Genomic DNA, 22989 nt, shown 5'->3' with positions numbered 1-22989 from the left:
AGGAGCGGATGTTCATGAATAAGGCGGAGATTCATAATATGGCTGCAGCGCCCCGGTTCCGCCGGGAACCGGGGCGCCGCCTGGTCAGGCAAATTGCCAGAAGATACGACTTGTATCTTATGCTGCTGATCCCGGTCACCTGGTATTTAGTGTTCCATTACGGCCCGCTCTACGGGTTGCAGATTGCCTTCAAAAATTTCAATCCGGGCAAAGGGATTCTCGGCAGCAGCTGGGTGGGATTCGAGCATTTCCAGCGGTTTTTTGACTCCTATTATTTCTGGAGACTTCTCTGGAATACGCTGTCCATCAACCTGTTCTCCCTGCTGATTGCTTTTCCGGTTCCGATTATGCTGGCACTGCTGATCAACGAAATCGGCAGCAAGAGATACAGTAAATTACTGCAGAACGTCACTTATATCCCGCACTTTATCTCAGTTGTTGTTATCGTGGGCATTCTGTCAGTGCTCCTGTCACCGAGCGGCCCGGTCAACATGCTGATTCAGGCGCTTGGCGGTACGCCGACCCGCTTCATGGAATCGGCCGCATGGTTCAAAACGATCTTCATCAGCTCAAACATTTGGCAGAACATGGGCTGGCAATCCATTATATACATCGCTGCGCTTAGCGGAATTAATCCTCAGCTGTACGAAGCGGCCAAGATGGACGGCGCGTCCCGTATCCGGCGTATCTGGCATGTCTCTCTGCCCGGAATCATCCCGGTTATCGTTATTTTACTGATTCTGGATATTGGGCAGTTCATGAACATCGGATTCGAGAAGATATTGCTGATGCAGAATAATTTGAATCTTGAAGCAAGCGATGTAATTTCCACTTTTGTATACACTACCGGAATTCTAAAGGGCGAATACAGCTATACTGCGGCAATAGGGCTTTTCAACTCCCTGATTAACCTGACGCTGCTCCTGCTGGTGAACCGGTTTGCGCGCAAAACGTCGGATACGAGCCTGTGGTAATGGAGGAGGAGACGGGCAATGCCTAAGGATGTAATTATAAAAGCCCCACCCGATGAGAAGCGGTTCGACGTTATCGTGTACCTGCTCGCAGCGGTAATCATTATTTTAGTGCTCTATCCATTACTATTTGTGGTCAGCGCTTCGTTCAGTGATCCCGCCAGAGTCCTGAACGGGGAAGTATGGCTGCTGCCCAAAGGCGTGACACTGGAAGCCTACAGCAATATTTTGCACAACGATAAAATTTGGACCGGATACCGCAATACGCTGATCTATACAGTTGTTGGTACAAGTGTCAATATTATGATGACTCTGCTTGCCGCATACCCGTTGTCCAGACCGGATCTTCCCGGACGCAAGCTGCTGATGCTGATTGTGACCCTGACCATGTTCTTCAGCGGAGGATTGATCCCCAGCTATCTGCTGGTCAAAAATCTCGGGATGGTCGATACAATGTGGGCGCTCATTATTCCCGGGGCCATTTCTACGTACAATCTCATTGTTATGAGAACTTACTTTGAATCCAGTATCCCGTGGGAGCTGCAGGAGGCGGCGCACATCGACGGCTGCTCCAACTGGAGGCTGCTGATCACTATCATTCTGCCGTTGTCGAAGCCGATTATTGCCGTAATGGTTCTGTTCTATGCCGTGGGACACTGGAATTCATTCTTCAATGCGCTGATTTATATCCGCAGCGAGGACCGGTACCCGCTGCAGCTGGTGCTGCGCGAAATACTGATGATCAGCCAGGCTGCCTCTGTAGACGGGGGGAATGTCGGGCTGGAGGATAAAATCCTGCTCTCCGAGAGCATTAAATACGCGGTCATTATCGTATCCAGCCTGCCGGTGCTGCTGATGTATCCTTTTGTTCAGAAGCACTTCGTTAAAGGGGTAATGATTGGTTCAATAAAAGGTTAATCGGAAACGGAGGGTTGAAATTGTCTAACCAAGCAACGATAACGATCGACTGCAGCCGGCCAAGCGGGCATACGGTCAACCCGTACCTGTTCGGACATTTCGTGGAGGATATCCGCGATCATATGGAAGCCATGCTGGCGTATCCGCTGAAGGATATGGATTTCGAAAGTGAGCCGGGGAGTACGGCAGGGGTGCCGGGAAGCTGGTATGCCTATACGAATGGACGGAATACCGGATATGCACTTGAAGCGTCTGCCCCTAAGCATTCGGGCCGCGCCCAGCGCATCCGCCTGCTGAGTGATGATGAGGCCTATGCCGGCATCGCCCAGAGGACCGCTCTCCAAGAAGGGCGGTATACGGTCAAGCTGGTGCTTAGAGCTTCCGTTGAACTGGACTACATTATTATAGAAGCGATAGACCGGATTACCCAGGCACGGCTGGGGCTTGAGCGTGTCGGACTGGCGGGCCATAATTGGCAGCAGTATGAAGCCAGGCTGTCTGTCAGCCGGGACAGCGCAGATGCAGAGTTTCGTGTGTATGTGCCGGCCGAACACCCCAGATGGAGGGATCATGTATCTACCGGCATGTTATGGATTGATCATGTCTCTCTGCTCCCGGAAGACCACATCGGCACCGTAAAACGTAAGGTGGTCGAAATGACGAAAGACCTGAACGCCGGGATGATGCGGCTGGCGGGCAACTATATCAGCGCCTATCATTTCGAGCACGGCGTCGGTCCGGTGCTGGAGCGTCCGGTCATGTTCAATGAGGCATGGGGAGGATGGACCAGCAAATACTTCGGTACGGATGAATTCATCCGGTTCTGCCGGGAGCTCGGCGTGGAACCGCTCATCTGTGTGAATGACGGCTCCGGCTCGCCGGAGGAGGCAGCGAGGTGGGTGGAATACTGCAATGGCGGGATCGAAACTCCCATGGGAGCGAAGCGCGCCGCCAACGGGTATGCGGAGCCCTATAATGTGAAGTATTGGGAGATTGGCAACGAGGTGTGGGGACCATGGCAGGTCGGAACAACTACGGCGGAGCAGTTCGCCAAGCGGACCGTGTCCTTCATTCAAGCCATGGAACAGGCAGATCCCTCCCTTGTTATTCTGGCCTGCGGACATACGGATCAGGAATGGAACCGGACCGTACTGGATATCGCAGGTGAGCAGATCGATTATTTGACCCTGCATCTCTATCATGGCTACTACCGTTTTGCAATGGACCATGATACTCCGGAAGAAGAACGCTATAAAGCCATAGCTTCATTCCCGGAATGGACCCGCTACAATATAGAACAGACGGCGGGACAGATCCGGTCCAATCCGAAGCATGGTCATGTGAAGCTGGCAATTACCGAATACAATACGATGTATTATCCCAACACGGTACGCAAAGGGCTGCCGGACGAACACACGCTGGGCGCTGCGGTAGCCAATGCTGCCAATTTGAACGAGATGCTCCGTGCCAGTGAGATGGTAAATATCGGCAGCTTCTCCGATCTGGTGAACGGATGGCTCGGCGGCTGTATCCGGGTGGGGGATTATTATGCCGATCAATACTGCGGCAAGCTGCCGGGCTGGAGCGGGCACCCGTTAACCGTCTATGGCACGCCAACCTATGAAGTCATGAAGCTCTATGCGGGCCGTGATATTTCCCGCCTGCTGCCCGTGGATACGGAGTGCGGCACTTTCTCCGTAAGCTCCGGCAGACCGGCGCCGATCAATCTGGACGCCCTGCCGGATCTGGATATCGCAGCGTTCACGAACGGGTCCGGCGATACAGTCACCGTGTTTGCCGTTAACCGGAGTCTGCAGGAAGTGAAGGCTTCCTTCACACTGCACGGATTCGAGGCTGACGGTACTGTAGTTGTATATGAAATAACGGGAGAATCTGAACGGGAGATCAATTCTGTCTTTGCGCCAAGCCGTATCTCCTGCAAGGTTAACGAGGTTTCCGCTGAAAGATGGGCGGAGGACTGTCTGCTGCGTCCGGCATCGGTCTATGCACTGGAATTCAGAACCGGGTCTGACACACGGGACGGGGGAGCACCATGACAACCAAGGCGTATATCAAGGATTATCCCAGACCGCAGTTCGTCCGCAGGGAGTGGCAGTCTCTTAACGGTGAATGGGGCTTCCGGTTTGATGACCAGAATACCGGAGAAAGCGGGAGATGGCAGGAACAGCTGAACGCAACCCATACCATTACCGTTCCCTATACTTACGAGACGCAGGCAAGCGGAGTCGGTCTTCAGGAATTTCATCCCCGGGTGTGGTACAACAAATCCGTGTCCATTCCGGAGGCTGCTGCCGGGAGACGGGTGATCCTCCACTTTCAGGCGGTGGATTATCACGCCAAAGTATGGGTGAACGGCATCCTGGCAGGCAGTCATCAGGGAGGATATGCTGCTTTTTCCTTCGACATTACCCCCTATCTTGTATCCGGGAAGGATAATAACATTACGTTAAAGGCAGAAGACAGTAATGACTGTACCCAGCCCCGCGGGAAGCAGCGCTGGACGAAGGACAATTTTGAATGCTTTTATGTGCAGAGCACCGGAATCTGGCAGACCGTCTGGCTGGAATATGTGGAAGAGCAGAGGCTGGATTCTGTAAAAATCACTCCGGATATCGACCGCTCCAGCGTCTCGTTCGATGTTCAGGTACACGGACTGGAGACGGCGGCAGGAAAGATCCTGCTGGAGGCTGCAGTTACTTTAAAGGGAGTCCCGGTTAAGACCACAAGCCAGATTATAGACCGGCCCCGCCAGACGGTGGAAATCGATCTGCTGCATGAGGCAAGCGGTCCCTGGAAGCGGAGCTATTGGTCACCGGCACAGCCCAATCTGTATGATGTCGAGTTTATACTCTATGTGGACGGCAAAGTCGCGGACCGCGTGCATTCCTATTTCGGGATGCGGAAGGTATCGATCCGGAACGGCAAGGTGCTGCTTAATAATGCGCCAATCTATCAAAGGCTTATTCTGGATCAAGGCTACTGGACAGAGAGCCACCTGACACCGCCGAGCGAGGAAGCGATAGTTGCAGATATTGATTATATTCTGGCGATGGGCTACAACAGCGTACGCAAGCATATGAAAATTGAAGATGCCCGCTTCCTGTACTGGTGCGATGTAAAGGGCCTGCTGGTATGGTCGGAAATGGCGGCAACATTCGAATTTCATGACCGCGCCGTTGAGAGATTTACGAATGAATGGCTGGAGATCGTCCAGCAGCAGTATAATCATCCAAGCATTATTACCTGGGTGCCGTTCAATGAGTCGTGGGGCGTCCCGAACATTCTGCACGACCAGAGGCAGCAGAAATTCACAGAAGGTATTTATCACTTAACCAAAGCGATTGACCCCTACCGACCGGTGATTACGAATGACGGCTGGGAGCATACTGTGTCGGATATTCTGACCCTGCATGACTACGTTGAAATGGGTGAAGGCTTCTTAAGCAGATACGGTGACAATAAAGAAGCCATCGTGAATAAAGAGACCACCTGCAATCAATGGAAATATGCATTCGCGGAGGGGTATGCGTACAGAGGCCAGCCCATCATTATATCGGAATTCGGCGGGATCGCCTTCCAGTCCGATAAGGGCTGGGGATACGGGCATCAGGTGGCATCGGAGGAAGAATTCCTGAACCGCTTCGCAAGCCTGACTCAGGCGATCAAGAGTGTGGATTATATCTGCGGGTACTGCTATACCCAGCTCACCGATGTGCAGCAGGAAATCAACGGTCTGCTGACAGAGGCACGCGAGCCGAAAATTCCGCTGGATAAGATTAAAGAGATCAATCTGAAGTAATCGAATGAATAAGGACTGACCCGGAGCCAGGGAATGGCCGGGCCGGTCCTTTTTGCTGTCCGGCAGTAGACATATGGGCATTTGGGAAGAGATATCTGTAAACGGACCGACTCCAGGGAAGCCAAAGCTCAGGTTAGATAATGACAACAGCAGAGTCTGTAATGAATAACCGGGCGCCGCAAACCCAGCAGCAGCAAGGCTTCACACAGTGGTACTAAGATGACTATAGACGGCAATTCAAAGGCTCCTCTATATTGGTGGCAGAGCAAGCAGCTGCTGCCTGAACCTGCTGGACCGGAGAAGTATGTCTCTATCCAGCTGCGAAATGAATACGCTTTCCATTAGATGTATACCGTTCTATTGAACCATTACCATCCTGAGGAGGCATGATTAATGAGATTCCCGACTAGCTTCAAATCTGCAATGATCTGGCCGGTCTGTGCCATTCTGTTGATTGCACTGCTGACCGGCGGAGCCAGTGCGAAGGCGGAGACATCGTCTGGAGCTGCCGTTTCCACTCCGTTGACGGCGGAGGAAATGGCCGGTCTTATGGGCAGGGGAACCAATCTGGGCAACACGTTTGAAGGGAACTGGAACAGCCAGAGTTACGATGAGGTGAAGGCGGCCGTGGACGCTTTTATTGCGGCGGGGTACACCAACATCCGGATTCCGGTCAACTGGGGCGGACGGGGTGATAAATATGCTTCGACTGCGGATGAAGCGGGGCATTTCTCCTTCAGCGCTCCGAATGTGGCGACAGTGAAGCGTCTGGTGGACTATGTCCTGAAGGATGTGAACGTTCAGCGGGCTTGCGCAGGCAAGCCGCCTGTCATTCTGATTGTGAATGCACATCACGAGGAATGGGCAATGAACGCGGTGCAGGGCGAGCCTGCCTTCGAAACGAACATGCAGCGGCTGGAGACCATCTGGACAGGAATCGCAGAGCTGTTCAAGGATGAACCGGACACGCTGGTGTTCGAATTGTTCAATGAACCGCATCTGAGCCTGAATACGGGGGCAGCTGCCAAAGCGAGCGTCATTGAGCTCAACAAGCGGGCGTATGCGGCGATCCGCGGTTATACCTTCGGCGGCATGCAGCCGCATACCAAGCGGATTGTGATCTTCGGCGGGTACAACTACAACAGCGGCTGGGGGCTGTACGATACGTACCGCAATCCGCAGGACCTGCCGGGCGGGGGGACGGACCGCTATATTATGGGGACTTATCACTCGTATTTTCAGAATCTGGCGGATCATCTGAAGCGTGTGGACGATGTGAAGCGGGAATTCGCCGATGTGCATGACATTCCGGTGTATCTGGGCGAATTCGGGTACGAGCACCGGGGAGTCATTACGGACACACTTCTGGATTCGTACCGTCAAATCGCGAACAAGGCTATTGCTGGACAGTTTGCTTTCTCCGTATGGGATGACAATGGCTGGTATCAAATTTATAACCGGGCAACCGGGCAATTCAATGCACTGAAGGATCAGGTTCTAGATAAGCACTAAAGAAATAAACAAAAAGCAAAAGAAGCGGAGGGGAAATTTGGAACTGTAGGAGCGGTAGCGACCGCCTTTGTCACCGGATTTCTACCGCTAACAGCGGTTCAAAATTAAGAAATCTGGAGACAACAGCGGCCGGAAGTCCAAATGTTCACCGCAGTGACGATGAAGCTTCAAATTCAAATCTTAAGTGCACTTATATAAACATAAATAACTGATCCAAGGGTGCCGGAAATGGGGAAGGAACATGGGAAATCCATTAGCGGCTTCGAAGCCGTCAATGTCTGCTGTATTCCGCAGGCAGAAGCTGAAGCGTCTGGCCCGCAACCGCTGGCTGTATATCATGCTGCTGCCGGGACTGCTGTATTTTATCACTTTTAAATATGTACCGATGTATGGGATCCTGCTGGCCTTCAAGAACTATCAGCCCTTCCTGGGGTTTGTCGACAGCGAATGGGTGGGGATGAAGCATTTTGACCGCTTTTTCGGGGACCCGCTGTTCTGGAAGCTGCTGAAGAATACGTTCGTGCTGGCGGCCTACAATATTCTGTTCTTTTTTCCGCTGCCGATTGTGCTGGCACTGATGCTGAATGAATTAAGATCGCAGACGTACAAGAAGACAATTCAGACCCTGGTCTATATCCCCCACTTCATGTCCTGGGTGGTTATCGTCTCCATTGCCTACCTGTTCTTCACAACCGAGGGAGGGCTGGTCAATGAAGCGATTGCCTCTGTGGGCGGCGAGAAAATCCAGTTCCTGCTTAGTCCCGGCTGGTTCCGGACCTTCATCACCGGTGAAGTTATGTGGAAGGAAACGGGCTGGGGAACGATCATCTTCCTGGCCGCGCTGGCGGGTGTAGACACGCAGCTCTACGAGGCTGCCAAAATAGACGGAGCCGGGCGGATGCGCCAGCTATGGCATATTACACTTCCGGCGATCCGCTCGACCATTGTGATTCTGCTGATCCTGCGGCTGGGCAATTTCCTCGATACGGGGTTTGAACAGATTTTCCTGATGCTGAATCCGCTCAACCGGGAGGTTGGCGAAGTCTTCGATACCTATGTGTATACCACGGGGATCTCGCAGGGAGAGTACAGCTACAGTACTGCGGTCGGACTGTTCAAGTCAGTTGTCGGGCTGGTGCTGGTCTTCGGCTCCAACTTCCTGGCCAAACGGTTCGGTGAGGAAGGAATTCTCTAGGAAAAACAGCGAAAGGAGGTAGAATTGTGGTAAAAGAAACATCATGGCCGAGCCGCCTGTTTGATCTGTTCAATATCATCGTGCTGGCAGTCATTGCGCTCATTACTATTGTTCCGTTCATTTATGTGGTTGCCGGTTCATTCGCAACGCAGCGGGAGCTGCTTGAAAAGGGGTTTATTCTCTTCCCTACAGAGTTTTCACTGGAGGCGTACAACTATATCTTCTCCACCAATACGCTGATGCGAAGCCTGGGAGTAACCATCTTCATCACAGTCGCAGGTACGCTGATCAACATTACACTGACCTGCCTGATGGCCTATCCGTTATCCCGCAGGGATATGGATTTCCGCTCTCCGATCCAGCTCATGGTCATCTTCACGATGCTGTTCAGCGGCGGGATGATCCCCACCTTCCTGGTGGTCAAAGAGCTGGGGATGCTGGATACGTACTGGTCGCTGCTGCTGCCGGGTGCCATCAGTGCCTTTAACCTGATTATTGTCCGCAGCTTCTTCCAGCAGCTTCCGCCGGATCTGGAGGAATCGGCCAAAATCGACGGTGCCAGCGATCCCGGCATTCTGGTGCGGATTGTCATACCTTTGTCCCTGCCGGTGCTGGCTACGTTCTCGCTGTTCTATGCAGTAGGCCACTGGAACACTTACTTCAGCTCCATTCTCTATATTAACGATTCAACCAAGTGGCCGATTCAGGTGCTGCTGCGGCAGATTGTAATGCTGTCCCAGGGCGGAAGTCTGGGAGATACGTCTTCGCTGGAGAGTAACTTTATCCCACCGGACCAGGCTGTCAAAATGGCGGTCATCGTAGTCTCCACGATTCCGATTCTGATCGTATACCCGTTCCTGCAGAAGCATTTCGCCAAAGGCGCTTTGCTGGGATCGGTGAAGGGCTGAGGTCTGAAGGTTCATGAAGGGCAGGAATGCGGAGGGGGAGTTTGATACCGCCGGTGAGCTGGACAATAACAATACACGTTACCGGTCAGTCGCTGTGATACTGGCAGCACGGAAATTCAGTACACTTCGGAAATTTAGTACGCTTGATGCGTACCGGCTGATTTGAGTCCTCTTAGGAGGCAGCGTAGAGAGAAATGTTGTACGTTATACAACTTTGATTCACGGATAGCCAGGTGTTTGGGACGATTGTTGCACGAAATACAATAATATTCCGGCTAAGCCGCTTGGAAAAGGTGAAATCCTGTATTTTGTACAACAATTTTGGATTTTGACCGATTTGGTGAGGGAAATGTTGTATTATGTGCAAGATTTCCAGAGCGTTACCGGATTGCTACGGAAGCCTCATCAGTCTGCGGATTCCCACCGCGAAGAGCGGTGCAATTCAAGGAATCTGCAGACGGGCAGCGGCCGGAGGGCCAAACATTCCCCGTAGTCACGGCCCTGCACTTGAAATTGCTATCACACACCCAAATAAGGAGAACTTGAGAAAATAATAAAAGGCAGTAGTGCGGAGGGGAAGTTTGGAACTGTAGGAGCGGTAGCGTCCGCCTTTAGCTTTGGATTTCAACCGCAGCCAGCGGTAAAAAATCAGGAAATCCATACCTAACAGCGGCCGGAAGTCCAAACATTCCCCGCAGCCGCGACCAAGCCGAGTATTCCATTTCTCAAGTTCGACGCATTACACCACCCACCTCATATTAAGGAAGGAACATCAATCATGAAAACAACCAAAGGGGCAAAAGGCTTTAAAAGTCTGGCGCTGACGACATTCTCGGCAGCTCTGGTGCTGGGTGCATTAGCCGGCTGCGGCAGTAACAGCAATAAAGAAGAGAATGCCGTTCAAGGCGCAGACGGAACCGCATCACCTGCCGGGCCTTACAAAATGTCCATGATGCTGACCAGCTACAATCCGGAGCCGATGGACCCGGAAGGTGAAATCTACAAACAGCTGGAGGAACGGACGAATACTGATCTCAAAATCACCTGGGTCCCTTCGACCACCTATTCGGATAAACTCAGCGCCACCATCGCATCGGGCGAGCTGCCCAGCACCGTGCTTGTGCTCGACCAGAAGCTGCCCTACATTGTCAATTCGGTACGCTCCGGCATGTTCTGGGAGCTGGGTCCTTACCTGAAGGATTATCCCAACTTAAGCCGGATGAACGAAGTAGCCTTGAATGCTATTTCCATTGACGGAAAAGTGTACGGGATCTACCGCGAACGGGATCTGGCACGTGACGGCCTGATGCTGCGCAAGGACTGGCTGGAGAATCTCGGGCTGCAGGAGCCAAAGACGGTGGATGATTTCTATAAAGTGCTGCAGGCATTCGTGAAGGAGGATCCGGATCAGAACGGCAAAGCCGATACGATCGGCCTGGCCGAGCAGCAGGTGGCAGCGGGCTGGCGGGCTATGCTGACCTGGATGGGCGGTCCGGCGGACTGGGAGATCAAGGACGGGAAGGCGAGTCCGGCTCATCTGTCCCCTGCCTTTTTGGAAACGATGAAATTCTACAAAAAGCTGTATGATGAGAAGCTCATCAACCTGGATTTCGCTGTGGTGAAAGACGGCAAGCAGATGATTAACGCAGGCAAAGCAGGCTCGTGGATTGCGAATCTGAATGATGCCAACGGCATTGAAGAGAGTGTGAAGAAGGTTACGCCAGCCGGTACGATTACGATGGTCAACGCGCTGGAAGGTCCGGAAGGACTCCGCAGTCCCGGCGGTTCAGGCTCATACGGCATCTTCATGATTCCCAAGACTTCGGTGAAGACAGAGGAAGATCTCAAGGCCGTTCTGAACTTTTTTGACAAAGTGTCGGATGAGGATATGCAGAATATGCTGGTTAACGGGCTGGAGGGACGCCAGTTCACGCTGGATAACGGGAATTACGTCAAGACCACCGACTCCAAGCTGCTGGCTGAATACGGCATGGGCGATTCCTCCCAGCTGGCTGTCCTAAGGGATAAAGTGGTGACCTATGGTAATCCGCTGGTGCATTTACGTGATGAGATGTGGAAAAAGAATGCGGAAATCGCTGTGGTCAACCCGGTTCAGCCATTCATTTCCGATACCTACAGCGAACGGGGCTCGGAGCTTAGCAAAATAATTGATGATGCCCGGGTCCGCTTTATCATGGGGGATATGGACGAGAACGGGTGGAATCAGGCTGTCGCGAAATGGGAGCAGGACGGCGGCGCGAAGGTGATTGAAGAATATACGGCAGCCTACAACCAAGCGAATGCGCAATAAACGTGCCTGAGAATCCCCATATGCTAGAATAAAAGCAACATACGATTGCGGGGGTAGTGAGTCATGCGAATACGGATATCCAGCTATTTATTGAAACTAATCATTCTTACCTTGGTGATCGGTGCTTTTCCGGTGCTGATCTTAGGGTGGTATTCCTATCACTACTCCTCGCAGTCGGTGCTTCAGCAGGTTGAAGAACGTAACTCCCAGGTGCTCCGGCAGAGCCAGCTGCGGGTGGAGCAGACGCTTAAGATGATTGATTTCTCCACCACGCAGCTTCTGGGGCTGCCGACAGTGACCAATGCAATTGCGACTAAACTCGGCATTAAAGATATGGAAATGATCCATGAGCTGTATAAAAATCTCTCCTCGATCCAGACGTTCGAGCTGGGGATTAAGGATGTCTATTTGTTCAGTCTGGAACAGGACTGGCTGATTACCAATTCCGGCATGGATGCTTACAGCCAGCCGGGTCTGAAGGAGAAGCTGCGGCCGTTCGCCGGAATGCCTAACGGATCGGTGTGGATCAGCGGCAATTCAGCCAGCATCCAGGGGGCCGACGGCATGGTTGAACTGAACCACGCCGTCATTAATATCAAGAAATGGCCGATTAATTCGAGCAGACCCCGGGGCATGATCGCGGTGGTGCTGTCCTCCCAGCAGCTGAACGATCTGATCGCCAATGAGCCGGGCATGGGCAGCGTATTCATACTGGATGAGGATGGCCGGGCGATTAGCCATTCCAACCCTTCGCTGCTGGATAAGGATCTGTCAGCTGAAGCTTACATCGCTGCAATCCGGGACAAGGAAGATACCGCCGGAGTATTCAACGGCATAGCCGATGAGAGCAAGGCCTCCATCTCTTACCGGAAGTCAGCTTATAACGGCTGGACGTACGTATCGGTCGTTCCTACCCAGGCGGTTACCCGTCAGGCTACTGCCATTGGCAGGACCTCGATCCTGATCAGTCTCTGTGTGCTTGCTGCCACAGTGTTTACAGCTTTGATCGGCTCGCGCCGGATGTATAGTCCCGTGCGGCATATCTACTCGTCCTTGCTGCCTGATAAGGAGCAGAGACCCCGAAAGGATGAGTTCATCGCCATCTCCGACCGGATACAGGGCATTCTCTCGGATCAGACCAAGCTGCAGTTTGAGCTTGAAGGACAGCAGCAGCAGCTGGCGGAGTTTCTGGTCCGCAAAATGATGCTGGGTGAAGCGCGATCCCAGGGTATTCAGGAGCGGCTCATGGACTATGGTTACGGGCACACCAGCCAGTGGACAGTCATGCGGGTGCTGCTTGTGCAGATAGACCGGCTTGACAGCAGCCGGTTTACAGAGCAGGACCGGGATCTGCTGCTGTTTGCCATCAGCAATATCGCGCTGGAGGTGGTCCCGGAAGGAGACCGCCTTCCGCCGATTGTCATCCGGGAGTCCGTGGTGATCCTGACTGGCACAAGTACGCAGTCCGAAGAAGCCTTCAAGGAATCCGTGTATGCCAGGGCTGCTGAAGTACAGGCTTCCGTGAAGCGTTATCTTGAGCTGCAGACCAGCATCGGCATTAGCCGCTCCTGTACAGCCTGGCCTGAAGTGAGCCGGGGGTATGAAGAAGGGGAGAATGCGCTGAAGTACCGGGCCCGTCTCGGGGAAGAGGTCATTCTGTTCATTGAAGATGTGCAGCCGGCAAGCCGTAAGGAAATTGTCTATCCTAAGAAAATTGCCGATGAGCTGTGCGAAGCGATTAAATCACATGACAGCGGCCGGGCAGAAGAACGCCTGTCCCAGGTGATGAATGCGCTGGCCAGCGAGGAATCCGATCATCAGGAATATCAGATGTCGCTGGTCCGGCTGCTGATGGATCTGATCCGGCTGCTGCAGGACGCAGGCATCTCCCACCATCTGCTGAGGGCAGGGGAGGATTCCCTGTTCGAGGAGCTGCTTGGCATGCATAGTCCCGGTGATATAGAAGCCTGGTTCGGGAAGGTCATTGTTTGTCCGGCTATCGGGCTGCTGAAAGAGCGGCAGGAGACGCAGTTCAACAGTATCTCGGAAGAGGTGAAGCAGCTGATTGCTGAAGCCTTCGACACAGATCTGACGCTGGAGAAATGCTCGGCCAGGCTGAATTATCATCCGCAGTATATCAGCCGTGTGTTCCGTCAGGAGACCGGGACCAGCTTCACCGATTATCTGGCGCAATACCGGCTTACCGTGGCCAAAAGATGGCTAAAGGATACCGATCTGACGATCACCGAGATCGCAATGAAACTGAAATACAATAATCCGGCGAACTTCATCCGTTATTTCCGCAAGATGGAAGGGATTACTCCGGGCCAGTACCGGACCAACCTGGTGGAATAGCAGCTTGTGTTGTGTAGGGCAGGGCAGCAGGAGCTTAAGGAGAACAGGAAAGGTGTGTAATTCATTTGAACAAAAGCGGTGCTTACGGGTATTTCCGGAATCAGGGGAGAGATTATGTCATTACCACTCCCCGGACACCGGCAAGATGGTTCAACTATTTGTTTAACGACACTTATTATATGGAGGTATCCCAGACGGGGCAGGGGGACAGTATTGCATTTCAGCCCCATAACCGGACGATCAGCAGAGGCTTCCGCTACTTTTATCTGAAGGATCAGGAAACGGGGAAAGCCTGGTCGCCGTTCTATCAGCCGCTGAAGACAGAGCCGGAGGCGTATGAGTGTATTCATAGCCTGGGGAGTACCGAGATCCGCTCCGTATCCCAGGAGATAACATCCTCTATTCATGTCTTTGTACCACGCACGGGCCAGCAGGAGATTTGGACAGTAACGCTCACGAATACGGGCGTTAAGCCGAGGAGCTTATCGCTGTTCACGGCGTTCTCACTGGAGAACGGGGGCGTGATGGGCAGCAAATGCCGGTTCGATCAGGAATCGCAAATCCTGTCCTCCTATTCCTTCCCTTATCATGTCACGTATGAACAGAAGGCCGGATGCGATGACCATACCAACGTGGTGTACGTGTACTCAGATTATCCGGCGGATTCCTATGACTGCAGCCAGCGTGCATTCTTCGGGGGCGACGATATGTACGAGCTTCCGGCAGCCGTGCAGAAGGGGCACTGTTCGGGCCGGCAGGCAGAGGCGGAGAATCCGCTTGGAGCCCTCCAGCAGATCATGACTCTTCAGCCGGGTGAACAGGCAGTGCGTCATTTTGTAGCGGGCTGCGCCTCTTCCCTGGAAGAGATCCGCAGCAGCAAGGCGGAGCTGGCCGTCAAGGGATATGCTGTTCTGCTTCAGGAAGCTGAGGACTACTGGGAAGGAATCACCGGCATGTTCCGGGTGGAGACACCGGATGCGGATGTGAATGCATTCATGAATATCTGGCTCAAAAAACAGATCGTCATGCAGACCCGCACGAACCGCATGTCCAGCTATTGCCCGGTCCGCAATCAGCTTCAGGATGCCCTCGGCTATGCGCTGGTTGATCCTGCCGGGGCGGCAGAGTATATGATCTCTGTGCTTCAGGGCCAGGAGAGCAGCGGCTTCATCCAGCAGTGGATTATGACCGACGGCTCCCCGCCCAAGAATCTGTGCCTGCTGAAGCATACGGACGGCCCGGTCTGGCTGGTTATCTGCATGACGGCACTGCTGAACCAGTGCGGAGATCCGGAGCTGCTGCTGCGGCAGGTGGGCTTCAAGGGATCTTCTGATAGCGCTACCATCTATCGGCACCTGCTGCTGGCGGTGAATTATATGGCCGGTGAGACCGGAGCGCATGGACTGTGCCTGATGGGTGACGGGGACTGGAATGACCCGATTAACGGACCGGGGCGGCTGGGCCGCGGGGAATCAGCCTGGAATACGATGGCGCTGGTCTATGCCATTCAGGCGTTGCTCCCCTTCTGCGGGCGGCTTGGCGATAAGGAGAATACAGAGCATCTGAATACTCTCGCCGGGCAGCTGGCGGATGCCGTTAACCGCACCTGCTGGGATGGAGGCTGGTATGTGGCCGGATTCGATGATGACGGCACGCCGTTCGGAACCGCGCAGGATGAAGAGGGCAAGCTGTTCCTGAACACCCAGACCTGGGCGATCATGAGCGGTATTGCCCGCGGGGAGCGGCTTGCGAAATGCCTAGCTGCGATTGACAGCTTAGATACACCGTTCGGACCCCGGCTGCTGGAGCCGCCGTTCAGCGGCTGGAATCCCAAATGGGGCCGGATCAGCCTTAAGCTGGCGGGCACTACCGAGAATGGCTCCGTCTATTGCCACGCGTCCATGTTCAAAGCGTTCGCCGACTGCATCGTAGGCCGGGGAAGCGAAGCCTGGCAGACGATCAGCCGGACGCTGCCGACGAACCCGGGCAATCCGCCCGGGCAGAACGGGCAGGTGCCGATTTTTGTGCCGAATTATTATTTCGGCCTGGCGGATTCCCCGAACTACGGCAAGTCCAGCCATCATGTCTCTACCGGAACGGTAGGCTGGATGCTCTGGACTACGCTTGAATATGCGCTCGGGATCAGAGCTACGGCTATTGGACTGGTTATCGACCCCTGCATTCCAGCGGAATGGCCGGAGTATACAGTGGAGCGGAAATACCGGTCCGCCTCGTACCGGATTCATGTGCTTAATCCCGCCCGGATTAGCCGGGGAACGGTGAAGGTAACGGTTGACGGAGAGGACTGGATGGATGCCGTGCTTCCTTATGAAGCAGGAAGAGAGTATCGGGTTACTGTTCGGCTTGAGCAGTGACGCCTGTTCTAGCATGGGCATGAGTCTGAGCATAAGTGAAAGTCAGAGATAATATATAGAAGATCGGAGTGGACAAACCATGCTGTTTCCAAAGGATACATTGACGCGCGAAATCAAGGATCTGTCCGGCATTTGGCGCTTTAAGGCAGATCCCGGCAACCGGGGGCGGGAAGAGAAGTGGCATAATCAGCCGCTTCAGGATACCATTCCTATGCCGGTTCCGGCCAGCTACAACGATATCACCCAGGATGCGGCGCTGCGCGACCACATCGGTGACGTGTGGTATGAGCAGACCTTCATCGTCCCCCGTTCCTGGTCCGGCGACCGGATGATGCTCTGGGTCGGCAGTGCCTGCCATCATGCGGTTGTCTGGGTCAACGGAGTGGAGGTGGCCTCCCACAAAGGAGGCTTCCTGCCTTTTGAAGCGGATATTACAGGGATTGCAGTGCCCGGGCGGGAGAACCGCGTAACGATCGTGGTCAACAATGTGCTTAACTGGCAGACACTGCCGCCGGGACGGATCAAGACCTTCGAGGATGAGAAGCATCCTGAGGGTTACCGGGTGCAGGAATATTTTCATGATTTCTTCAACTATGCGGGATTACACCGGCCTGTGAAGCTGTACCGGACTTCCGGATTGTTCATTCAGGATATCACGGTAACTACTGATGTGCAGGGGGAGTCAGGGCTTGTCAGATATTCGATGGATTGCTCGCAGCCGGAAGGAGAGGTAAGGGTCAGGCTGCTGGACGAGGACGGCAAGGAAGCTGCCGCCGGGAAGGGAAGCTCAGGCATCTTGCAGGTGGAGAGCGCCAGACTGTGGAAGCCGCTGGACGCGTATCTCTATACACTTCACGTAGAGCTCCTTCATCCTGACGGACAACTTGCTGACCATTATCAGCTCCAGACTGGCATACGCACGGTTAAGGTGGAAGGGACCCGGTTCCTGATCAACGGCGAGCCGTTCTATTTCAAGGGCTTCGGGAAGCATGAGGACAGTGACATCCGGGGCAAGGGGCTGGACCATGCGGTCAATGTGAAGGACTTCAATCTGCTCAAGTGGATTAATGCCAATTCCTTCCGCACCTCCCACTATCCGTATGCCGAAGAGCTGCTGGATATGGCAGACCGCGAAGGCATCGTGGTGATCGGCGAGGTGCCGGCTGTAGGCTTCACTTTCTTCAATTATAACGACAAGGTGTATACACCGGATCAGGCTAATGAGGAGACGCTGGCTCATCATCATGATGTTCTCCGCGATCTGATTGCCCGCGACAAGAACCATCCATCCGTAGTCATGTGGAGTCTTGCCAACGAAGCGGCCACCTTCCAGGACGAAGCGGTGCCGTATTTCCGCCAGCTGGCTGATACCGCCCGCAGGCTGGACCCGCAGCGTCCGATTACGATTGTCCAATGGCCGCTGCCGGATAAGTGCAAGGTGGCGCAGTTTTTTGACGTCATCTGTGTGAACCGTTACTACTCCTGGTACCAGGACCCGGGTGCCCTGGAGCTGGTGGAGCATCAGGTGGAATGGGAGCTGACGAACTGGTACCGGAATTTCGGCAAGCCGGTCATCATGACCGAATATGGCGCCGATGCCATCGCCGGATTTCATCAGGACCCTCCGGTGATGTTCACCGAGGAGTATCAGGAAGAGCTGCTCACCCGCTACCACAATGTGTTCGACCGGCTGGATTTCGTGATCGGGGAGCATGTCTGGGCTTTTGCCGATTTTGCCACCAAGCAGGGCATCACTAGAATTAACGGCAACAAAAAAGGCGTATTCACCCGCCAGCGCCAACCCAAAGCCGCCGCCCGTATGCTCCGCAGCCGCTGGGGGGAGATGGATGAATATCCGGAGAAGCTGTAGGACTTATCTCAGCGGCTCGCCATAGCTGATATGCCAGTGCAGATGCTTCGAATCCTGATAGTCTCCAAGGTTCGTGCTCACTCTGCAAGCCCCATACTCCCCGGTTACCTGGGCGGCCACCTGCTTAATTACTCCGATAAGCTCAAGCAGCAGGTCATTATCACTGTCTTGAAGAGTTATAAGCGAGGAGATATGCCGCTTAGGGATAGCCACAATGTGGACAGGATAAAAGGGCCGGGTGTGGTGGTAGGCTAGCACATTGTCCGTTTCGAGTACTTTTTGCACAACTGTTTTGCCGCTTAATACTTCGTCACAGTAGAAATCTTCAGTCATATGTATCCTCCTTGGCAATGAGTGTCCTCTTGTATTTTACTGGAAATCTCTTAGAATTATATGTATGAAATCATAGCACTTGCTGAGAGCCGGTTCATTACTATTTTGCCAAAAGGAGATTGTTCATGAAGCTGCTGCTGGAGGATTACGAGGTTATACGGCGATGGATGTACCGCAATGCCCGCCCGCTGGACCTGGCGAGATGGAAGTTTCACTTTGAAAAAGGCGGAATACCGCCTGTGCTGGAAGCATTATCAGCCTATCAGAATGAAGACGGGGGCTTCGGACATGCCCTGGAAGCCGATGCGTGGAATCCGGATTCTACACCTGTCATGGCGGGAACGGCTGTGGAGAGACTGCTGGAATTGGAATTTGAAAATGGCGGCCATCCGGTGGTGCAGGGCATTCTGAAGTATCTGGACAGCGGTGCGGACATGGAAGACCGGACCTGGAGGAATGTGGTAGCCTCTAACAATGATTACCCGCATGCTCCTTGGTGGCACACGGATTCGAACAGTACCGCACGGAGTATCTATAATCCGACAGCCATATTGGCCGGATTCATCCTGAAGTATGCTGTCAGGAACAGTGCACTGTATGAACGGGGGATGGGCATCGCCCGTGAATTGACTGATTTATTCCTGCAAGATCCCGCGCTTGAGATGCATCCGCTGAGATGTGTTGCCACGCTGCTGGAATGCATCGCCTGGGCGGAGCTGCAGGAGCAGTTCCCCTACGTTTCCTTGAAGGAAGCGGTCAAGGTGCAGACCATTCAGCTCATCAGCCGCGATGAGGGGCAATGGAACGGATACAGCTGCAGACCGTCCTTTTTCCTGAAGTCGCCGCAAAGTCCGGGTTATGCAGAGCTTGCCGGGCTGATGCACCAGGAGCTGGATCATATCGTGGAGACCGGAAATCCCGAAGGGGTCTGGAACCTGACCTGGACCTGGGCCGGTTATGAGCGGGAGTTTGCCATCAGCGAGAACTGGTGGAAGGCACATATTGTTATAGAGAATATGCTGCTGCTGCGGGAGTTTGGACGGATAGCTGAGCATTAAGGGACCGAAAGAGCAGCTGATCCTGACGAAACTTCCGGAGGCTTTTTCCGCTTAAACAGCGGAGAGGACGGACTGATGGTGAAAAAGCGGAGCGTTCGCCTATGTGCTCACGTTGATCCTGCTTAAAAACAGAGGGCTGTCCCGAGCATCCGTTTTATGGATTATGGGACAGCCTCTTTGGTATGTGCAGCCTTCCCAATGAATCAGGAGCTGCTGCCGGCCGTGCGGAACTCCTGCTGATAAATGGTCTGGACGTTCTTCAGAATAGAGCTGCTGTGCTCTGTGAAATTAAGCGGGGTCACCTGATTCTTGATCAGGAACACACCGGGCTTGCGGCTGTGCTCGCCGAGTGCGGCCTGATATAACAAGCCAGCTCCATGAGTGGGTTCCGGGAAGAACATACGGATAACCGGTCTCAGCCAAAAAGGAATTCCGGATTTCTTGCCCCCGCGGATCGTATTGTTGCCGCCTGGATCGGCACTGCGGATCAGGATGCCTTCCGCCGCAAGCGCCGGGGCAATCTCGCTGGTCCACAAGGATAGGGCAAGCTTGGTGTCCGCATAAGGACCGGTCAGCTTTTGAAACTTGGCAGGATGCTCCAGGGCGGCCGGGTCGAATTTGCGCTTCATCATAAAAGCGTTGGAAGAGGTATTAATCACTGTGCGCAGTGTGCCTTTCAGGATCAGCGGCTTCAGCTCCATCGTGAGGATATACGGGACAACCGTCTGCAGCTCATAGTGCAGCTCACGTCCCTGCCTGGAGAAGCTTAACTCCGGGAAGCTGCCGCCGGCATTATTGAACAGCAGATCAATCTGCTTTTCATGGCTTGTAATATCCTGCAAGGCACGCTTCAACTGGGCGAAATCGGAGAGGTCTGCCTTGTACGTCCGCAGCTGTCTGCTGCTGAGCGCCTCACGGATAAGGGAATCGTCCTCTGGAAAAGCTGAACGGATGAGCGCGATAATCTCCCAGCCTTCGCTCAGCATTCGGCGGGTCAAGGCGAGTCCGATTCCATTATTCGCGCCGGTGATCAGCGCAGTGCGTTGTGCTTGTTGTATAGTCATAATAAGGGCTCCTTTGGAAATGTAATGGTGAATGGTGCCCATTGTATAACTTGGAGCCGACTCCAAGTCAAGGCCGGAAATTAACGATTGACTTGGAGCTGACTCCAAGTTATACAATAGAATAAACTGAAGACCATACAATTCAAATGAGGTGGGCCTATGAGTCTGGCTGATGCTAATATCATTCAGGGATATTCGATCAAAGAAACAGCCGAGCGGACCGGGATCCCGGAAGATACCATCCGGTATTACGAGAAGATCGGACTGCTGCCCCGGGCGCAGCGCAAGGGAAACAGCCACCGCATCTACAGCGATCAGGATCTGGAGATGATGAAGCTGATCAGTTGCCTTAAGAAGACGGGGATGTCGCTGGACGATATGCGGCCATATCTCAACCTGTCTCTTGATTCAGACCTGTCCGAATATCCGGAGCTGCATGAGATGATCCTGAATCATAAACAGAAGATCCTGGAACAGATCGCTTCGCTGCAGCAGATTGTGGATTTTATTGACACTAAGATTGAGCATGGCAATCTTGGACCGCAGACATGTGAGCTGACCGGCGATACCCGCAAAATGCCTGAACGCCGCAAACGCTGACCTTATTACCGCACAGCCTCATTCCAAATCACTTTGGAGTGGGGCTTTTTGCTAATATTACGCAGGCATGCAGCTGTTTCACGTGATAACTCACCTATCAGGAAATAATACAATGGAACAATGTGTATAACTCCTATGAAGCGGCTAAAGCGCCGGGAACAGCAGCATTAGTATGGACTTGCTAAGTCGGCAGCAGGAAATAGGTGGATTTTCAACACTTGCTCATGACCGGAAGAGCCCTTACCAGACAACAGTTGGAAAACCGGCACTTAAAATGCGGCAAATCGTTCAGCGTGGAGGGAATGCATGAGACTAAATGACGTTTATCCACTTACTTGCCTCAGATGGTCCAAAAGATCGAAATTAAGATACGTTTTTCCAATTGCTAATTTTGCAGCCCTGTGACTGACATTTTATATAACTGCTATTTATGTATCTGCAATTAACATAGGGATCAGCGGAGTTTGGTCATTGCCGGATTCCATATTCTTCCTTAGAATGAAAAGAATTAGAACAGGAGGAATTCATCATGTCACAGATCATCTATTCACCGTCAAAATATATTCAGGGCAGCGGGGAGATTACGAGACTGGGGGTGTATTGCCTGCAGATGGGGGCGAGAGGAGCCTATGCCATTGTAGATCCCTATATTCTCTCCTTGTACGGACAAGAGATCAGCAAGGGCTTCGCGTCGGAGCAGATTCCGCTGCTGCTGCGTGAATTTAAGGGCGAATGCAGTCTAGTACAGGTGGACCAGATTGTGGCGGAGCTGGGTAGCAGCGGTGTGGATGTCATCGTGGGTATTGGCGGGGGCAAGACACTGGATACGGCAAAAGCCGTCAGTCATTTCGCCGGGCTCCCGGTGATGCTTGTGCCGACCGTAGCGTCAACAGATGCGCCTTGCAGCGCCCTGTCGGTCCTCTACAGCGAATCGGGCGAATTCGACCGGTATCTGCCGCTGCGCCGCAGTCCGGATATCGTGGTCGCGGATGTGGAGATTATCGCCAAAGCTCCGGTAAGACTGCTTGCTGCCGGAATGGGCGATGCCTTGTCGACGTATTACGAAGCAAGAGCCTGCAGCAGATCCGGAGCAGTTACCAGCGCAGGAGGGACAGGCACTCTCGCGGCCCTGGCACTGGCCCGTACATGTCTGGATACGCTGCTCGCCGACGGCGCGCAGGCGCTGCAGGATGCAGCTGACGGACGCGCGACAGCCGCAGTTGAACATATTGTCGAAGCCAATATATATCTCAGCGGCATCGGCTTTGAGAGCGGCGGACTGGCAGCGGCCCATGCCATTCATAACGGGCTGACGCTGCTTGAGGAATGCCGGACCGTGCTTCACGGGGAGAAAGTGGCGTTCACCACACTGGTGCAGCTGATCCTTGAAGGAGCAGCGGAAGCCGAGATTACCGGGGCGGTGGATTTCTGCCGGGGGGCAGGTCTGCCTGTTACGCTGGCGGAGCTAAGGTTAGCGGGTGTTGCACAGGACCGGCTGCTCTATGCCGCTGAGGCGAGCTGCAGCGAGGGCAGTCCGATGGCCAACATGCCGTTTGCCGTGACACCGCAGCAGGTGCTGGAGGCGATTCTTGAAGCCGACCGCCGCGGGGCAAAGGTTTCTTAAAAGATAATTTATATGTTTTGGGGAGTTAGTTTAAGCCTTGTTAATTATTGCGTAACTTCAGCGTACATATTTATC

The 22989-nt window shown here is 53.5% G+C and carries 17 protein-coding genes; 15 read left to right on the top strand and 2 right to left on the bottom strand.

All coding sequences use genetic code 11. The features are described 5' to 3' along the window. Positions 1–14 precede the first annotated feature (14 nt). From MKX70_RS27110 to uidA, 12 genes are all read left to right on the top strand, one after another. Positions 15–974, top strand: coding sequence for an ABC transporter permease (locus tag MKX70_RS27110; RefSeq protein WP_445323684.1), 960 nt, complete (start codon positions 15–17; stop codon positions 972–974). 18 nt (positions 975–992) lie between these two features. Further along, entirely contained in the window at positions 993–1889 is an 897-nt protein-coding gene (locus MKX70_RS27105; protein ID WP_340841248.1) for a carbohydrate ABC transporter permease, read from the top strand. Between the two features lie 20 nt (positions 1890–1909). After that, positions 1910–3946 (top strand): alpha-L-arabinofuranosidase C-terminal domain-containing protein, encoded by a 2037-nt coding sequence (locus MKX70_RS27100; RefSeq protein WP_340841247.1) that lies wholly within the window; start codon positions 1910–1912, stop codon positions 3944–3946. Then, positions 3943–5709 carry a glycoside hydrolase family 2 protein gene (locus tag MKX70_RS27095; protein ID WP_340841246.1) on the top strand — a complete coding sequence of 589 codons (1767 nt, stop codon included), beginning with the start codon at positions 3943–3945 and terminating at the stop codon, positions 5707–5709. Before MKX70_RS27100 ends, MKX70_RS27095 begins: the two co-directional genes overlap by 4 nt. Before the next feature lie 393 nt (positions 5710–6102). Beyond that, a complete protein-coding gene (locus MKX70_RS27090; protein WP_340841245.1) occupies positions 6103–7221 on the top strand; it encodes a glycoside hydrolase family 5 protein in 1119 nt (372 codons plus the stop codon). Between the two features lie 274 nt (positions 7222–7495). Beyond that, positions 7496–8416, top strand: a complete 921-nt coding sequence (locus tag MKX70_RS27085) for an ABC transporter permease (protein ID WP_269323272.1) — start codon at positions 7496–7498, stop codon at positions 8414–8416. 26 nt (positions 8417–8442) lie between these two features. Further along, positions 8443–9324 carry a carbohydrate ABC transporter permease gene (locus MKX70_RS27080; protein ID WP_042135835.1) on the top strand — a complete coding sequence of 294 codons (882 nt, stop codon included), beginning with the start codon at positions 8443–8445 and terminating at the stop codon, positions 9322–9324. 13 nt (positions 9325–9337) lie between these two features. Beyond that, entirely contained in the window at positions 9338–9490 is a 153-nt protein-coding gene (locus MKX70_RS27075) for a hypothetical protein (protein ID WP_179093522.1), read from the top strand. A 612-nt stretch (positions 9491–10102) separates the two neighbouring features. Then, positions 10103–11635: an extracellular solute-binding protein gene (locus tag MKX70_RS27070; protein WP_340841244.1), complete on the top strand. Its 1533-nt coding sequence runs from the start codon at positions 10103–10105 to the stop codon at positions 11633–11635. A gap of 63 nt (positions 11636–11698) precedes the next feature. Continuing rightward, the gene (locus MKX70_RS27065) at positions 11699–13990 is read left to right on the top strand and encodes a helix-turn-helix domain-containing protein (RefSeq protein ID WP_340841243.1); all 2292 of its coding nucleotides are present in this window, start codon (positions 11699–11701) and stop codon (positions 13988–13990) included. A gap of 65 nt (positions 13991–14055) precedes the next feature. Then, positions 14056–16365: a 3-O-beta-D-glucopyranosyl-beta-D-glucuronide phosphorylase gene (locus MKX70_RS27060; RefSeq protein ID WP_340841242.1), complete on the top strand. Its 2310-nt coding sequence runs from the start codon at positions 14056–14058 to the stop codon at positions 16363–16365. 79 nt (positions 16366–16444) lie between these two features. Continuing rightward, positions 16445–18235, top strand: coding sequence for a beta-glucuronidase (gene uidA, locus MKX70_RS27055; RefSeq protein ID WP_340841241.1), 1791 nt, complete (start codon positions 16445–16447; stop codon positions 18233–18235). A gap of 3 nt (positions 18236–18238) precedes the next feature. Here uidA and MKX70_RS27050 read toward each other — a convergent pair whose 3' ends face one another. After that, positions 18239–18568, bottom strand: a complete 330-nt coding sequence (locus MKX70_RS27050) for an HIT family protein (RefSeq protein ID WP_340841240.1) — start codon at positions 18566–18568, stop codon at positions 18239–18241. A 125-nt stretch (positions 18569–18693) separates the two neighbouring features. Here MKX70_RS27050 and MKX70_RS27045 point away from each other — a divergent pair, with 125 nt between their 5' ends. Then, on the top strand, positions 18694–19626 hold the full coding sequence (locus MKX70_RS27045; RefSeq protein ID WP_336101924.1) for a hypothetical protein: 933 nt from the start codon (positions 18694–18696) through the stop codon (positions 19624–19626). Positions 19627–19829: 203 nt separating this feature from the next. Here MKX70_RS27045 and MKX70_RS27040 read toward each other — a convergent pair whose 3' ends face one another. Beyond that, on the bottom strand, positions 19830–20690 hold the full coding sequence (locus MKX70_RS27040) for an SDR family NAD(P)-dependent oxidoreductase (protein WP_340841238.1): 861 nt from the start codon (positions 20688–20690) through the stop codon (positions 19830–19832). Between the two features lie 159 nt (positions 20691–20849). Here MKX70_RS27040 and MKX70_RS27035 point away from each other — a divergent pair, with 159 nt between their 5' ends. After that, positions 20850–21290, top strand: a complete 441-nt coding sequence (locus tag MKX70_RS27035; RefSeq protein WP_042135848.1) for a MerR family transcriptional regulator — start codon at positions 20850–20852, stop codon at positions 21288–21290. A gap of 529 nt (positions 21291–21819) precedes the next feature. Further along, on the top strand, positions 21820–22914 hold the full coding sequence (locus tag MKX70_RS27030; RefSeq protein WP_076244301.1) for a glycerol dehydrogenase: 1095 nt from the start codon (positions 21820–21822) through the stop codon (positions 22912–22914). Positions 22915–22989: the final 75 nt, after the last annotated feature.

Source organism: Paenibacillus sp. FSL R7-0312, assembly GCF_038004445.1.
GTDB lineage: Bacteria > Bacillota > Bacilli > Paenibacillales > Paenibacillaceae > Paenibacillus_AQ.
This window is presented reverse-complemented; position numbering and strand designations above follow the sequence as displayed.